Origin of the sequence: Pseudomonas frederiksbergensis (genome assembly GCF_000802155.2) — a bacterium.
GTDB classification, from domain to species: domain Bacteria; phylum Pseudomonadota; class Gammaproteobacteria; order Pseudomonadales; family Pseudomonadaceae; genus Aquipseudomonas; species Aquipseudomonas frederiksbergensis_A.
Window position 1 is genome coordinate 21,092 of sequence record NZ_JQGJ02000020.1, and the last position, 15,866, is coordinate 36,957.

Genomic DNA, 15,866 nt, shown 5'->3' on the forward strand with positions numbered 1-15,866 from the left:
GTCGACACGGGCCTGGGCTTCGTAGCCAAGGCCGGGCCGGGAAAAATGCTATCGCTCGGCCCACAGCACCAGTACATCTGTACTGAACGAACCATCGGCCTCAATCTCAAAATATTCACGCACTTCGTCGCCCATCGAGCGCTGCAGCTCAAGAATCGCTGCGCGCATCACCTCGGGGGTGCGCATGCGTTCGACCCAGGAGCGGTACTCCAGGCGCAGGCGCTGGCGCGAGGTGCTGCGGGTGTGCAGCCCCGCTTCGCTGACCTGGTGCAACCACTCGGCAGCCGAATAGTCGCGCACATGGCTGGTGTCGCGCAGTACTTCGATGCTTTGCAGGTACGTGTCCAGCAACGGCGTGCCCGGCGACAGGATGTCGATGAACGCCACCCTCCCGCCCGGCTTGAGCACCCGGCGCACTTCCCGCAATGCCAGGCCGAGATCGCTCCAATGATGCGCCGAATAACGGCTGAAGACGAAGTCGAACTCAGCGTCGGCGAACGGCAGGCGCTCGGCGGCGCCACGGACCGTGCTGATATTGCCCAGGCCGCGCTCAACCGCTGCGGCGGTCACCACGTCCAGCATTTGCTGGGACAGGTCGTAGGCCACCACTTCACCGGCCAGCGCCGCCACGTGGAAACTCACATGGCCGGCGCCGCAACCCAGGTCCAGCACCCGCGCATCGCCACGGCCGGCCAACGCAGCTTGTAGCAGCGCGAACTCGGCGCCTTGGGCGTGCACGGCACTGCTCAGGTAGGCCGAGGCTTGTTCGCCGAATTGCTTTTGTACGACTTGGCTGTGGGCGGTGCTGGTCATGGGACCTTCCTTTTGGGGTGTAGCCTTGTGGTGTCAGTACTGCTCGCGAAGCAATTTCCGATCAATCAAGCATCGCGAAACAACCAAGGCTGGCTTGCCCGATGCTTGGCCTCGAACGCGGCAATCGCCTCGCCGTCCTGCAAGGTCAGGCCAATATCATCCAGGCCATTGAGCAGGCAATGCTTGCGGAACGCATCGATCTCGAACCCCAACACCTTGCCATCGGGACGGGTCACCGTCTGGGCGGCCAGGTCGATCTGCAATTGATAGCCGGGATTGGCCTCGACCTGCTGGAACAGTTCATCCACCTCGGCGTCGCTGAGGATGATAGGCAGCAAGCCGTTCTTGAAGCTGTTGTTGAAGAAGATGTCGGCGTAGCTCGGCGCGATGATGCTGCGAAAACCGTACTCTTCCAGGGCCCACGGCGCGTGCTCGCGGCTCGAACCGCAGCCGAAGTTCTCCCGGGCCAGCAACACGCTGGCGCCTTGGTAGCGTTCGGCGTTGAGCACGAAATCCTTGTTCAGCGGACGCTTGGAGTTGTCCTGATACGGCTGGCCGACATCCAGGTAGCGCCATTCGTCGAACAGGTTCGGGCCAAAACCGGTGCGCTTGATGGATTTCAAGAACTGCTTGGGGATGATCTGGTCGGTGTCGACGTTGGCACGATCCAAAGGCGCGACAAGACCGGTGTGCTGGGTAAAAGCTTTCATGCTGCGCTCCTTCAGATCAATTCGCGGACGTCGACGAAACGGCCGTTGACAGCCGCCGCGGCGGCCATCGCCGGGCTCACCAGGTGCGTACGGCCACCGGCGCCCTGACGGCCTTCGAAGTTACGGTTGGAGGTGGAAGCGCAATGCTCGCCCGACTCCAAACGGTCCGGGTTCATCGCCAGGCACATCGAGCACCCTGGCTCACGCCATTCGAAACCGGCTTCGAGGAAAATCTTGTCCAGACCTTCCGCTTCGGCCTGGGCCTTCACCAGGCCCGAGCCCGGCACCACGATCGCTTGCTTGATGGTCGACGCGACCTTGCGCCCCTTGGCGATCACTGCAGCAGCGCGCAAGTCTTCGATCCGCGAGTTGGTGCAGGAACCGATGAACACGCGGTCGAGTTGGATGTCGGTGATCGCCTGGTTGGCGCTCAAGCCCATGTATTTCAAGGCGCGAACAATGGAGTCGCGCTTGACCAGGTCCATTTCCTTGGCCGGATCCGGCACGTTCTGGTCCACGGCCAACACCATCTCAGGCGAAGTGCCCCAGCTGACTTGCGGCTTGATCTGCGCTGCGTCGAGCTCGACCACGGTGTCGAATGTGGCGTCCGGGTCAGAAACCAGGTCTTTCCAGGCTTCGACCGCCATGTCCCATTCCGCGCCTTTTGGAGCGAACGGACGACCCTTGACGTATTCCACGGTTTTTTCATCGGCGGCCACCAACCCGACGCGCGCGCCGGCTTCGATAGACATATTGCAGATGGTCATGCGGCCCTCGACGGACAAGTCGCGGATCGCACTGCCGGCGAATTCGATGGCATGGCCGTTGCCGCCAGCGGTGCCGATCTTGCCGATCACCGCCAGGACGATGTCCTTGGCGGTCACGCCGAACGGCAACTTGCCTTCGACGCGCACCAGCATGTTTTTCATTTTCTTGGCGACCAGGCACTGGGTGGCGAGCACATGCTCGACCTCCGAAGTGCCGATGCCATGGGCCAGGGCGCCGAATGCGCCGTGGGTCGAGGTGTGCGAGTCGCCGCAGACCACGGTCATGCCGGGCAAGGTCGCGCCCTGCTCCGGGCCGATGACGTGGACGATGCCTTGGCGCACATCGTTCATCTTGAATTCGACGATGCCGTATTCGTCACAGTTGTCGTCGAGGGTCTGGACTTGCAGGCGCGAGACCTGGTCGGCAATGGCTTCGATGCCGCCCTTGCGCTCCGGCGTGGTCGGTACGTTGTGGTCCGGGGTCGCGATGTTGGCATCGATGCGCCACGGCTTGCGCCCGGCCAGGCGCAGGCCTTCGAAGGCTTGCGGCGAGGTCACTTCATGGATGATGTGACGGTCGATGTAGATCAGCGCCGAGCCATCGTCGCGCTGCTTGACCAAATGCGAATCCCAGAGCTTGTCGTAGAGCGTTTTGCCGGCCATCAGACGGTTTCCTCATCAGCTTGTTTCTATGCCCTGGGTCTTGAGCGGCTCAATGACCCCTTGGCTTGTGAGGCTGATGTTATGAGGCTACATTAAATAACTCAAATTCATATTTTTCATACTTTGCATAACCAACAGGAATTCGACCAAGACGGCCATGGACCTAGCCAACCTCAACGCCTTTATTGCCATCGCCGAGACCGGCAGTTTCTCCGGCGCCGGCGAGCGCCTGCACCTGACCCAGCCCGCCATCAGCAAGCGGATTGCCGGGCTGGAACAGCAACTCAACGTGCGCCTGTTCGATCGACTGGGCCGTGAAATCGGCCTGACCGAAGCCGGTCGCGCCCTGCTGCCACGGGCCTATCAGATTCTCAACGTGCTCGACGACACCCGTCGCGCCCTGACCAACCTGACCGGAGAAGTGACCGGGCGGCTGACCCTCGCCACCAGTCACCACATCGGCTTGCATCGCTTGCCCTCCTTATTAAGGGCGTTCACCCGACGCTACCCACAGGTGGCATTGGATATTCAGTTCCTGGATTCGGAAGTGGCCTACGAGGAAATCCTCCACGGCCGCGCGGAACTGGCGGTCATCACCCTCGCCCCCGAGCCCCACGCACTGGTGAGCGCCAAGCCGGTATGGGACGACCCGCTGGATTTCGTCGTAGCGCCGGAACATGTGCTGCTGGAAAACGGCGCGGTGACCCTGGCGGACATCGCCTTGCACCCGGCGGTTTTCCCGGGCGGCAATACATTCACCCATCACATCGTGCGGCGGCTGTTCGAAGCCCAGGGCCTGACCCCGAATATCGCCATGAGCACGAATTATCTGGAAACCATAAAAATGATGGTCTCCATCGGCCTGGCCTGGAGCGTCCTGCCGCGCACCATGCTCGACGAACAGGTCGCGCGCATTCCTTTGCCGGGCATACAGCTCAGTCGCCAGCTAGGCTATATCGTGCACACCGAACGGACGCTGTCGAACGCAGCACGAGCTTTCATGGCTCTACTGGACGCACAAATCGATCTGCCAGGGACAAGGGCATAAGTTGTGCTACTCCTATAGGGCCACTACGCCTGTGCATAACGCCCACCCGCCCAAGGCCCGCTAGAGAATGCCCAAACCCGCCGACCATCTTCCGCCCCTGCCGCGTATCCAGGCGCTCGACCCGAAGCGATCCGAGCAGAGCTGGGACAGCGCGCCACAGTTGCTGGCCGCCCTGAACGGAGCGCGGCTGGGGGCCTGGTCGTGGGACATCGATACCGGACAGATCAGCTGGTCGCGGGGCACCCAGGCGCTGTTCGGCTTCGATCCGCGCCAGCCGTTGCCAGCGGACGTCGATTACCTCGACCTGCTGCTGCCCGAGGACCGGGCACGGGCCGTGCGCGCGTTTCACGCGGCGGTGGCCGGCGCACCGCTTGAGCAGGCCATGCACCACCGCATCGTCTGGCCCGATGGCAGCCTGCACTGGTTGGAAATCAGTGGCAGCGTATTGCCCGACAAACATGGCCGTCCGCGCATGATCGGGGTCATCCGCGAGATAACCCACCAGCGCGAGCGGGAACAGGCGCTGCGCAGTTCGGAAAAACGCTTCGCCACGCTTTTTCATCTTTGCCCGAACATGGTCTTGCTGACGCGCCAGGAAGATGGACTGATCAGCGAAGCCAACCAGTACTTTGAAAGCCTGTTCGGCTGGCCGGTGCATGATGTGATTGGCCGCACCACCCTGGAACTGGGCTTGTGGGTCGACCCCACGCAACGGGCAAAACTGGTGGAAGCGACCAAGGCCAAGGGCGAACTGATCAGCATGGAAGTGGAGTTTCGCGCCAGTAACGGCCAGGTCCACAACGGCATCCTCAGCGCACAGAAAGTCGAACTCGAAGGCCAGCCTTACCTGCTCAGCACATTCCTCGACACCACCGAACGCAAACTCGCCGAACAAGCCCTCAAGGACAGCCAGGAACGCCTCGACCTGGCCCTCGACTCAGCGCAACTGGGCACTTGGGATTGGCACATTCCCAGCGGCATGCTCTATGGCTCGGCCCGGGCAGCGCAGCTTCATGGCCTGGAGCCCAAGGCATTCCACGAATCGTTCGACGCCTTTTTCGAGGGTGTACCCACCGAAGAGCGCAACAACATGCGCAACGCCTACCGCAGCCTGCGTGAAGGCCCGGCGGGCAACTATCAATTGACCTATCGCGTGCAACTGCCGGACGGCAGCTCGCGTTATCTGGAAAGCCGCGCCCGCCTCTATCGCAACGACGACGGGAGCCCCCTGCGCATGGCCGGGACCTTGCTGGACATCACCGACCAGGTGGAGCGGGAGCAGAGCCTGGCGGCGTCTGAGGAGAAGTTCGCGACACTGTTCCAGGTCAGCCCCGACCCGATCTGTGTCACTCACCAGGACGACGGCAGGTTCCTGGAAATCAATTCCAGCTTCACCCAGACTTTCGGCTGGGCGGCCAGCGACGTGATCGGCCTCAGCGCCGACGAGATCGGCCTGTGGGACGCCTCGGGCAGCAGCCTGCAACGCATAGAACGCGTCATCCGCGAACAATCGCTGAGCAATGTCGCCATTGTCGTCCACCACAAGAATGGCCAGCCGCTGACCTGCGTGATATCCAGCCGGCAGATCAACGTCGGCAACCAGCCCTGCATCGTCACCACGCTGCGAGACATCACCCAGCAACAGCGCTCCGAAGCGGCCCTGAAGGCCAGCGAAGAGAAGTTCGCCAAGGCGTTTCACTCCAGCCCTGACGCCATCACCATCACCGAACTCGAAAGCGGTCGTTACCTGGAGGTCAACGATGGTTTTTGTCGCCTGACCGGCTACCGCGCCGACGAAGTGATCGGCCACACGGTCTACGAAGTGGGGATCTGGGCCGAAGAAAAACAGCGCGCCGCCCTGCTGGCCGAACTGCAGCTAAAGGGCCGCGTTCTTCACCAGGAAATGCTCGGACGTAACAAGCGCGGGGAAATCCTCACGGTGGAAGTGTCGGTGGAGCCCATCACCCTCAACGAAACAGCCTGCCTGCTGCTGACAGCCCGGGACGTCAGCCTGTTGCGCAACGCCGAAGCGCAGATCCGCCACCTGGCTTACCATGACCCACTCACGAACCTGCCCAACCGTGCATTGCTGATGGACCGCTTGAGCCAGCAGATTGCCTTGCTCAAGCGCCACAACCTGCGCGGAGCCTTGCTGTTCCTCGACCTGGACCACTTCAAGCACATCAACGACTCCCTTGGTCACCCGGTGGGCGATACCGTGCTGAAGATCATTACCGCACGCCTGGAAGCCAGCGTGCGCCTCGAAGACACCGTGGCGCGGCTGGGCGGTGATGAGTTCGTCGTGCTGCTCAGCGGTCTTGAAGGGACGCGCGCCATGGTCGGCCAACAGGTACAAGACCTGGCCGATACCCTGCGCGACCTGCTCTCGGAACCGATGTTCCTCGACGGGCAACGCCTGCAAGTCACGCCCAGCATCGGCATGGCGCTGATTCCGGACCACGGTTCCACACCGACCGACTTGCTCAAGCGCGCCGACATCGCCCTCTACCGCGCCAAGGATTCGGGACGCAACACCTCCCAGATGTTCCACACCACCATGCAAAAAGCCGCCAGCGAACGATTGCGCATGGAAACCGATTTGCGCCAGGCCTTGGCTCGCAACGAATTCAGTTTGCATTTCCAGCCCCAGATCGATGCCCGGGACAACCGCATCATCGGGGCCGAGGCGCTGGTGCGCTGGCATCACCCCGACCTGGGCGCGCAATCGCCCAACGAGTTCATCAAGGTATTGGAAGACAGCGGCTTGATCCTGGAAGTCGGTACCTGGATCCTCGATGAAGCCTGCAACGGCTTCAAGCAGCTGATCGCCAAGGGCAAGGTCGATCCAAAACGGTTCAAACTGTGCGTCAACATCAGTCCCCGGCAGTTTCGCCAGAATGATTTTGTCGAACGCATCGAAAGCAGCCTCGCCAGCCACGGGCTGCCCTACTCCCTGCTCAAGCTGGAGATTACCGAAGGCATCGTGATCCATAACCTGGACGACACCATCTCCAAGATGCGCCGGCTCAAGAAACTGGGCGTCAGCTTTGCCATGGATGACTTCGGCACCGGCTATTCGTCGCTGACTTACCTCAAGCGGCTGCCAGTGGACACCTTGAAAATCGATCAATCCTTCGTGCGCGATGCCACCAGCGACCCCAACGACGCCGAAATCATCCGCGCCATTGTCGCCATGGCCCACAGCCTGAACCTGGAAATGATCGCCGAAGGGGTGGAGACGCTGGAGCAACTGCAGTTTCTGCAGGGGCTCGATTGTCATTTGTACCAGGGTTACCTGCACAGCCGGCCGTTGCCACTGGAGGCGTTTGAGCGGTTGCTGCCCTAGCCTGTGCAACCCAGGCAGAAGGCTTTTGTGGCGCAGGGTTTATCCCCTCGTCTTGCAATGACTCCAAAAACGAAGAAGGGCGCCCTCAGGCGCCCTTCTTCAGTTGCGATGGATCAATTCTCCAGCGCGGGTTGCTGCTGCGCACCGTTGATCGGGATGCGCTTGGCCTTCGCCTCTTCCGGTACCACGCGCAACAGGTCGATGCTCAACAGACCGTTGCTCAGGCCGGCGGCCTTGATCTCGATATGATCCGCCAACCGGAAGGACAGCTTGAACGCACGCTGGGCGATGCCCTGGTGCAGGTAGGTCACGCTGTCGTTGCTGGCCTCGCGCTTGCCGCCGCTGATGGTCAGCACACCTTTTTCCACTTGCAGGTCCAGGTCTTCTTCCCGGAACCCGGCGGCGGCGACTACGATGCGGTATTCGTCATCGCCGTGTTTTTCCACGTTGTAGGGTGGATAGCTGCTGCCCGGTTCGTTGCGCAGGGCGGTTTCGAACAGGTCGTTGAAACGGTCGAAGCCCACCGAGGAACGGAACAGAGGGGCCAGCGAAAATGCAGTACTCATGATTCAAATCTCCTGAAAGTTCAGCAAGTTTTTTTGTCTCCGCGACCCGAATTCGGCATCGCGTATCCCCTATCTAGGGACCGCCAAAAACTTTTCAAGAGCTTTTTCTTAAATTTTTTTCAGGCCGCCTCGGTGCGCTGCACACCCAACAAATGGCCTACCGCGTCCAGGTCGGTTTCCCGCCGCACGGCACTGAACAGCTCAACCGCCTCCGGATAATTTCGCGTCAACATCGCCAGCCATTGCTTCAACCGGCCTGGCGCCTGGCGTGGCGTCAGTTGGTCGACCACTTGCAGCCAGAAATCCTGGAGCATCGGCTGCAGGTCGGCCCAGGACATCTCGGTGACTTCTTCACCGGCCCGGGCGGCGGCGATCTGCCGGGCCAGGTCGGGGCGGGACACCAGGCCGCGACCGAGCATGATGTCTTCGACACCGCTGATTTCGCGGCAGCGACGCCAATCCTCGACACTCCAGATATCACCGTTGGCGAACACCGGCACCTTGACCACTTCCTGGACGCGGGGAATCCACTCCCAGTGGGCCGGCGGCTTGTAGCCGTCGACCTTGGTCCGCGCATGCACGACGATATGGGCCGCGCCGCCCTCGGCCAGCGCCGTGGCGCAGACCAGCGCGCCGTCCGGGCTATCGAAGCCCAGGCGCATCTTGGCGGTGACAGGAATGTGTTTGGGCACCGCACGCCGTACATGCTCGACGATCTCGTTGAGCAGCTCCGGCTCCTTGAGCAGCACTGCCCCGCCCCGCGACTTGTTTACCGTCTTGGCCGGACAGCCAAAATTCAAGTCGATCACCTCAGACCCCAGCTCGCAGGCCAGCGCCGCGTTTTCCGCCAGGCACACCGGGTCGGAGCCCAGCAATTGCACCCGCAGGGGTACGCCCGCGGCAGTTCGGGCGCCGGTCAGCAATTCCGGGCCGAGCTTGTGGAAATAGGCGGGCGTGAGCAGACGGTCGTTGACGCGAATGAACTCGGTGACACACCAATCAATGCCGCCAACACGGGTCAGGACGTCACGCAGGATGTTGTCGACCAACCCCTCCATGGGCGCCAAGGCAATTTGCATGGAAAACACACTCAACGAAAAAACGTGCGGCAGTTTAGCGGATTTCCTGCACAAAATCGGCAAATCGCCGCCGAGCCTTTGTGGGAACGAGCTTGCTCGCGATGGCGGTGGATCAGCTTGCGAAGGTGCTGGCTGTACCGCCGTCTTCGCGAGCAGGCTCGCTCCCATCCAGGCTTAGCGCCACGCCATAACCCTCGATAAACTCCGGCGGCATGCGCTTGGGTCGGCCGGTGGAAAGTTCGATACAGACAAAGGTGGTTTGGGCCCGCAGCAGCGTGGTGTTATCGCTGGGCCGGACCAGTTGGAAGTGCCGGGTCATTTTCAGGCGCTGGTCCCAGTCGACGATCCAGGTCGCCAGCTGCAGTTCGTCGCCCTCGTAGGCCGCTGCCAGGTAATCGATTTCATGCCGCACCACCGCCATGGCGCGATCCAGCCGCCGGTACTCCACCAGGTCCAGGCCCAGGCGCTGGGAATGCCGCCAGGCGCAGCGCTCCAGCCAAGTGACGTACACCGCGTTATTGGCGTGGCCCAGCCCGTCGATGTCTTCTGGATTGACCTGAAGATCAATAATGAACGGCGTTGCCCGATCCCAGCCCATGCCCCTCTCCCGGTCGAATTTGGATCGGGGCAGTGTACCGGATGCTCAAGCCGATTGCCGCGCTTGCAGGCTGCGTCCTGCCAGCAGTGATAACACCCCATCAATGACACGGGGATCGGCCAGGACTCGCTGGTGCCCGCCCTCGGGCAAGCGCAGCAGGCGGCTGTCGAACCAGGCTTCATGGATCAGTTGCGATTCCTCGACCGATACCGATGTATCGTCCTCGGCATGGACAATCAGCCCCGGAATATCCAGCTGGTATTGCGAGACATCCATCTTCGAAGCCTGCATGCCCACATCCTGCTCCACCTGGCGAATGAACGCCGAGCGCGCCCTGGCGGGCATTCCCATCATCCGGGCGAACCCACGCAACACGCCGAGGATACGCGCCGGCGCGGCGATACTCACCAGCGTCTCGGTTCGCAGCCCCAGCTGGACCGCCAGCATGGCACTGGCGCCGCCCATGGAGTGACCGATTACCGCTTGCAGCGGCGGCAACTCGGCTGCGGCTTCGAGCATCGCCCGGGCAAACAACGGGACATTGGCCTCGCGACCCGGCGAGCGACCGTGGGCCGGTCCATCCAGCGCCACCACCGTATAACCGGCGTCCACCAGCGCGTTGATCAACGCTGCAAATTGGGTCGGCCGCCCTTCCCACCCGTGCATCAACAGGACCGCGGGGCCTTTGCCCCAACGCAAGGCAGACAGGCCGAAGCGCAACGTGATGCGCTCGGACGAGGCCAGCAATGGCAGTTCCCAGGCCCGTGGTGGCAGGTTGCGCGGACTCATGAAGACCCTGCGCATGCTCTTCGCCACCAGCCGCGGCGCGATCCAACCAAGGGTGCCATTGACGCCACGAATCCAGCTCAACCTGTCCATGCTCATCTCCAGGGCTTGCGCCTTAGCTCAACGCACCGCCGACTTGGCGGCGCGCAGTAAACGATCCGATAACTCACCCGGGCCCAATGCCCGTGCCAGGGCCAGGCCGCCGACCATCAAGGCGATGTCGGCCAGGGCTTTGTCGGCGTCTTCGGGGCTGGCGGCCAACTGCGCGACCATCAGCTCGATATGCTCGTTGAGAACTTCACGAAACGCGTCCGGCAGCCGCCCGAGCTCGCCGACCGATGCCGGGATCGGACACGCTTGCTCGGTGGAATCACGGTGCTTGCGCGACAGATAGAACGCCGCGACCAATGCGCGCCGCTCTTCACCCGTCAGCTCGGCATCCATGTCGGCGATCAAGCCACGGCGGCGATTCAACAATTGCTTGAACGCCTCCAGCATCAACGCATCCTTGCTTTCGAAATGGGCATAAAAACCACCCACCGTCAGGCCGGCTGCGCCCATCACCTCGCCCACGCTCGGCTCGGCCGGCCCGCGCTGGATCAGCGCATCGCTGGCGGCCTTGAGAATGCGTTCGCGGGTTTGTGCTTTTTTATCGCTCATCGTTGCCTCCGAATATTACGATTGAAATATTATTCTCATAATAAATTTCCGCAAGCGAAATAGTGACCGCTCGTCAGAAGTATTTTTCGAGGATAAGGGAATTGGCTGAATGCCAGGCAAACAAAAGGGCCATTCAAGAATTGAATGACCCTTATAAAATCCCGCAGAGCGGGTAATCGTGGCGTCCCCTAGGGGACTCGAACCCCTGTTACCGCCGTGAAAGGGCGGTGTCCTAGGCCACTAGACGAAGGGGACACAAACCTTCTGAACATGATCAGCGCTGAGTACTGATCGCTTCAAGGCCGGTGTGGCCAAACCTTGAAGTGTAAATTGGTGGAGCTAGACGGGATCGAACCGTCGACCTCTTGCATGCCATGCAAGCGCTCTCCCAGCTGAGCTATAGCCCCGGATTTTTCGCCTCGCGGCGGAGCGACATCATCTTGCAACATCGCTTCTGTAAAACTGGCGTCCCCTAGGGGACTCGAACCCCTGTTACCGCCGTGAAAGGGCGGTGTCCTAGGCCACTAGACGAAGGGGACGCAAACCCTTCTATACAACTGATCAACGCTGAGTGTTGATCGCTTCAAGGCCGGTGTGGCCAGGCCTCGAAGTGTAAATTGGTGGAGCTAGACGGGATCGAACCGTCGACCTCTTGCATGCCATGCAAGCGCTCTCCCAGCTGAGCTATAGCCCCTCATCGCTGAGGACGGGGCGAATCTTAAGGGCGTATCGGAGGGCTGTCAAATTTATTTTCAAAGAATTTGAAAATTTTTTGCCGGGATAACAATCACTTACCGACAAACCCCGGAAAACCGGGGCATGCCCTGCTCCATCGACCGCTTAAGCAATCGCGCCCAGCAGTTTTTCCCACTCTTTGTTTTCCTTCTTCGACACGCCACCGAGCAGATCGATGGCTTGGCGCAGGCGGAAACGGGTCAGGTCCGGCCCGAGGATTTCCATTGCATCGAGCACCGACACCGAGCTGGCCTGGCCGGTAATGGCGGCGAACATCAACGGCATGGCATCGCGCAATTTCAGTTCCAGCGATTCGACCACGGCCTGGATGGTCGCGGTGATGCTGTCCTTCTCCCACTGGCGCAGGCTTTCGAGCTTCCACAGGATCAACTGCATCAACTGCCGCACCTGGTCGCCCGAGAGTTTCTTGGATTCGAACAACTTCGCGTCCGGGGTCACGCCACCGGCGAAGAAGAAGCCGGCCAGCGGGGCGATCTGGCTGAAGGTCTCGACCCTGCCCTGCACGTGGGGAGCGATCTTCATCATGTACTCAGGGTTGAACGCCCACTTCTGCACGCGTGCGGCGAACTCTTCCACCGGCAGGTCACGCAGCCACTGGCCGTTGAGCCAGGAGAGTTTCTCGACGTCGAAGATCGGCCCGCCCAGGGAGACACGCGACAGATCGAAGTGCTCGACCATTTCCTGCAGCGAGAACTTCTCACGCTCGTCCGGCATCGACCAGCCCATGCGCCCCAGGTAGTTGAGCATCGCCTCGGGCATGAAGCCCATGCGCTCGTAGAACGTCACCGAGGTCGGGTTCTTGCGCTTGGACAACTTGCTCTTGTCCGGGTTACGCAGCAGCGGCATGTAGCACAGCTGAGGTTGTTCCCAGCCAAAGTACTCATAGAGCAGGATCAGTTTCGGCGCCGACGGCAGCCATTCTTCACCACGCAGAACGTGAGTGATGCCCATCAGGTGATCGTCGACCACGTTGGCCAGGAAGTACGTCGGCAGGCCATCGGTCTTCATCAGCACTTGCATGTCCATGCGATCCCACGGGATCTCGACATCGCCACGCAGCATGTCCGGCACCACGCAGACACCCTCGGTCGGCACCTTCATGCGGATCACATGGGGCTCGCCAGCGGCCAGGCGACGGGCGACTTCTTCTTTGGACAGCAGCAGCGCGCGGCCGTCGTAGCGCGGGGTTTCGCCACGGGCGATCTGCTCGGCGCGCATCTGGTCGAGCTCTTCGGCAGTGCAGAAGCAAGGGAACGCATGCCCCATGTCCACCAATTGCTGACAGTACTGCTTGTAGATCTCGCCACGTTCGCTCTGGCGATACGGGCCGTGCGGGCCGCCGACGTCCGGGCCCTCGCTCCAATCGATGCCGAGCCAGCGCAGGGCGTCGAAAATCTGCTGTTCCGACTCGCGGGTCGAACGCAACTGATCGGTGTCCTCGATCCGCAGGATGAACTCACCACCGTGCTGCTTGGCAAAGCAATAGTTGAACAAGGCGATGTAAGCGGTGCCGACATGGGGATCGCCAGTGGGCGAAGGCGCGATGCGGGTACGGACGGTGGTCATGGCATGTCTCGGAAAGAAGATAAAAGCGAAGATCAAACAGGGGGCGAATGGTAACAGGCGATGGTGGGCCGGCTCCAGTGAGAGCGGGATTTGTGTGGCCAACCATTCAGACTGAGCTGCCCCATTCGCGAGCAGGCTCGCGAATGGGGCTATGAGGACACCTCAATGCTCAGACAGCCAACAACCGCTCCCGCAACTTGCCAATCTCATCACGCAACTGCGCCGCCGCCTCGAACTCCAGGTCCCGGGCCAATTGGTACATCTTCTCTTCCAACTGCCGGATCCGCTTGGTGATTTCGCTCGGCGAGCGCAGTTCGGCCTCGTAGCGGGCGCTCTCTTCGGCGGCCTTGGCCATGCCTTTGCGCTTCTTGCTGCGCGAGCCAGGCACGGTGGCGCCTTCCATGATATCGGCGACGTCCTTGAACACCCCTTTGGGCGTAATGCCATTGGCCAGGTTGAAGGCGATCTGCTTGTCGCGGCGGCGCTCGGTCTCGCCGATGGCCCGCTCCATGGAGCCGGTGATGCGATCGGCATAAAGAATTGCCCGACCGTTGAGGTTACGGGCCGCGCGACCGATGGTCTGGATCAATGAGCGCTCGGAACGCAGGAAACCTTCCTTGTCGGCGTCGAGGATCGCCACCAGCGACACCTCGGGCATGTCCAGGCCTTCACGCAGCAGGTTGATGCCCACCAACACGTCGAAGGTGCCCAGGCGCAGGTCGCGGATGATCTCGACCCGCTCCACCGTGTCGATGTCCGAGTGCAAGTAACGCACCCGCACGCCGTGGTCGGCCAGATAGTCGGTGAGGTCTTCGGCCATGCGCTTGGTCAGCGTGGTGACCAGCACCCGCTCCTCCAGCGCCACGCGCTTGGTGATTTCCGACAGCAGGTCATCGACCTGGGTCAGCGCCGGACGCACCTCCACTTGCGGGTCCACCAGGCCCGTCGGCCGCACCACTTGCTCCACCACGCGGCCGGCATGCTCGGCCTCGTAGTTGCCCGGGGTGGCCGAGACGAAGATCGTCTGCGGGCTCACGCTTTCCCATTCGTCGAAGCGCATCGGCCGGTTGTCCAAGGCCGAAGGCAGGCGGAAACCGTATTCCACCAAGGTTTCCTTGCGCGAACGGTCGCCTTTGTACATGGCGCCAACCTGCGGAACGCTGACGTGGGACTCGTCGATCACCAGCAAGGCATCGGCTGGTAGGTAGTCATACAAGGTGGGCGGCGGCGCACCCGCCGGGCGCCCCGACAGGTAGCGCGAGTAGTTCTCGATACCGTTGCAGTAGCCCAGCTCCAGGATCATCTCCAGGTCAAAGCGGGTGCGCTGCTCCAGGCGCTGGGCTTCCACCAGCTTGTTGTTCGAACGCAGGTATTCCAGGCGTTCTTGCAGCTCGGCCTTGATCCCTTCGATGGCATCCAGCAGGGTTTCCCGTGGCGTCACGTAGTGGCTCTTGGGGTAGAACGTGAAGCGTGGCAACTTGCGGATCACCTCGCCAGTCAGCGGGTCGAACGCCGAAATGCTCTCCACTTCATCGTCGAACAACTCGATGCGAATCGCTTCCAGGTCCGATTCTGCCGGGTAGATGTCGATCACATCACCGCGCACCCGGAACGTCGCCCGGGCGAAATCCATGTCGTTGCGGGTGTATTGCAAATCCGCCAGCCGCCGGAGCAAGGCACGCTGGTCGAGTTTGTCGCCACGGTCCACATGCAACACCATCTTCAGGTAGGTTTCCGGGCTGCCCAAGCCGTAGATGCATGACACCGTGGTAACGATGATCGCGTCCTTGCGCTCAAGCAACGCCTTGGTCGCCGACAGCCGCATCTGTTCGATGTGGTCGTTGATCGAGGCGTCCTTCTCGATGAAGGTGTCCGACGACGGAACGTAGGCCTCGGGCTGGTAGTAGTCGTAGTAGGAAACGAAGTACTCCACCGCGTTGTTCGGGAAAAACGCCTTGAATTCGCCGTACAACTGCGCCGCCAGCGTCTTGTTCGGCGCCAGCACCAAGGTCGGGCGCTGCACCTGGGCGATCACGTTGGCGATGCTGAAGGTCTTGCCCGAACCGGTCACGCCCAGCAACGTCTGGTGCGCCAGACCGGCCTCGATGCCTTCGACCATCAGCCGGATGGCTTCCGGCTGATCGCCGGCGGGCTGGAAGCGGGTGACTAGCTGGAATTCAGACATAACATAACCCCTGGGTTCACTCCTGTCGGCCAGGCGACGGGAACGAGAAAGACCGAAACGACTGACGTCGCCCGATGAAAAAGCTGGAATTCATACAATGTGGAGGTGAATGCCTTCGCTTTCAAGACGAACGTCCTACACGCCTTGCAGGCTTTGACGCTGCGAAGAGACTAACGGTCGAAAAAAAATCGAAAATACTTACCGTAAACACCGAATAGCCTGTCGCCGTGTTCGGTGATGGCCTCTATACTAGCTCCCCGTTTGTGCACCGCTCTAGTGCATCCGGCTGGAGCGCGACACGTCCCCTCACTCTCCATTCAGAG

At 61.4% G+C, this 15,866-nt stretch carries 12 protein-coding genes and 4 tRNA genes; 2 read left to right on the forward strand and 14 right to left on the reverse strand.

Annotation, left to right across the window (positions count from 1 at the left end; genetic code table 11):
* Positions 1–48: 48 nt before the first annotated feature.
* From JZ00_RS24990 to leuC, 3 genes are all read right to left on the reverse strand, one after another.
* Positions 49–813, reverse strand: coding sequence for a class I SAM-dependent methyltransferase (locus JZ00_RS24990; protein ID WP_039593939.1), 765 nt, complete (start codon positions 811–813; stop codon positions 49–51).
* Positions 814–878: 65 nt separating this feature from the next.
* A complete protein-coding gene (leuD, locus tag JZ00_RS24995) occupies positions 879–1,523 on the reverse strand; it encodes a 3-isopropylmalate dehydratase small subunit (RefSeq protein WP_030142033.1) in 645 nt (214 codons plus the stop codon).
* Positions 1,524–1,534: 11 nt separating this feature from the next.
* Positions 1,535–2,953, reverse strand: coding sequence for a 3-isopropylmalate dehydratase large subunit (gene leuC, locus JZ00_RS25000; RefSeq protein WP_039593940.1), 1,419 nt, complete (start codon positions 2,951–2,953; stop codon positions 1,535–1,537).
* Between the two features lie 157 nt (positions 2,954–3,110).
* Between leuC and JZ00_RS25005 the strand changes: the two genes are divergently transcribed.
* Positions 3,111–4,001 carry a LysR family transcriptional regulator gene (locus JZ00_RS25005; RefSeq protein ID WP_039593941.1) on the forward strand — a complete coding sequence of 297 codons (891 nt, stop codon included), beginning with the start codon at positions 3,111–3,113 and terminating at the stop codon, positions 3,999–4,001.
* Between the two features lie 67 nt (positions 4,002–4,068).
* The gene (locus JZ00_RS25010) at positions 4,069–7,347 is read left to right on the forward strand and encodes an EAL domain-containing protein (protein ID WP_039593942.1); all 3,279 of its coding nucleotides are present in this window, start codon (positions 4,069–4,071) and stop codon (positions 7,345–7,347) included.
* Between the two features lie 113 nt (positions 7,348–7,460).
* On the opposite strand, the gene JZ00_RS25015 is transcribed toward JZ00_RS25010, so the two are convergent.
* The 11 genes from JZ00_RS25015 to uvrB form a co-directional block, all read right to left on the reverse strand.
* Positions 7,461–7,913: an Hsp20 family protein gene (locus tag JZ00_RS25015; protein ID WP_039593943.1), complete on the reverse strand. Its 453-nt coding sequence runs from the start codon at positions 7,911–7,913 to the stop codon at positions 7,461–7,463.
* Positions 7,914–8,032: 119 nt separating this feature from the next.
* Positions 8,033–8,992: a tRNA dihydrouridine synthase gene (locus tag JZ00_RS25020; protein WP_039593944.1), complete on the reverse strand. Its 960-nt coding sequence runs from the start codon at positions 8,990–8,992 to the stop codon at positions 8,033–8,035.
* A 112-nt stretch (positions 8,993–9,104) separates the two neighbouring features.
* Positions 9,105–9,590: an acyl-CoA thioesterase gene (locus JZ00_RS25025; RefSeq protein WP_046510158.1), complete on the reverse strand. Its 486-nt coding sequence runs from the start codon at positions 9,588–9,590 to the stop codon at positions 9,105–9,107.
* Positions 9,591–9,635: 45 nt separating this feature from the next.
* Complete coding sequence (locus JZ00_RS25030) at positions 9,636–10,469, reverse strand: alpha/beta fold hydrolase (RefSeq protein WP_039593945.1); 834 nt, start codon at positions 10,467–10,469, stop codon at positions 9,636–9,638.
* Positions 10,470–10,496: 27 nt separating this feature from the next.
* Entirely contained in the window at positions 10,497–11,036 is a 540-nt protein-coding gene (locus tag JZ00_RS25035) for a TetR/AcrR family transcriptional regulator (RefSeq protein WP_039593946.1), read from the reverse strand.
* 179 nt (positions 11,037–11,215) lie between these two features.
* A tRNA-Glu gene (locus tag JZ00_RS25040) sits at positions 11,216–11,291 on the reverse strand.
* Positions 11,292–11,367: 76 nt separating this feature from the next.
* Positions 11,368–11,443 (reverse strand) — tRNA-Ala (locus JZ00_RS25045).
* A 56-nt stretch (positions 11,444–11,499) separates the two neighbouring features.
* A tRNA-Glu gene (locus tag JZ00_RS25050) sits at positions 11,500–11,575 on the reverse strand.
* Positions 11,576–11,654: 79 nt separating this feature from the next.
* Positions 11,655–11,730 (reverse strand) — tRNA-Ala (locus JZ00_RS25055).
* Positions 11,731–11,876: 146 nt separating this feature from the next.
* A complete protein-coding gene (gene gltX / locus JZ00_RS25060; RefSeq protein WP_039593947.1) occupies positions 11,877–13,358 on the reverse strand; it encodes a glutamate--tRNA ligase in 1,482 nt (493 codons plus the stop codon).
* 169 nt (positions 13,359–13,527) lie between these two features.
* Positions 13,528–15,543, reverse strand: a complete 2,016-nt coding sequence (gene uvrB, locus JZ00_RS25065) for an excinuclease ABC subunit UvrB (RefSeq protein WP_039593948.1) — start codon at positions 15,541–15,543, stop codon at positions 13,528–13,530.
* Positions 15,544–15,866 lie beyond the last annotated feature (323 nt).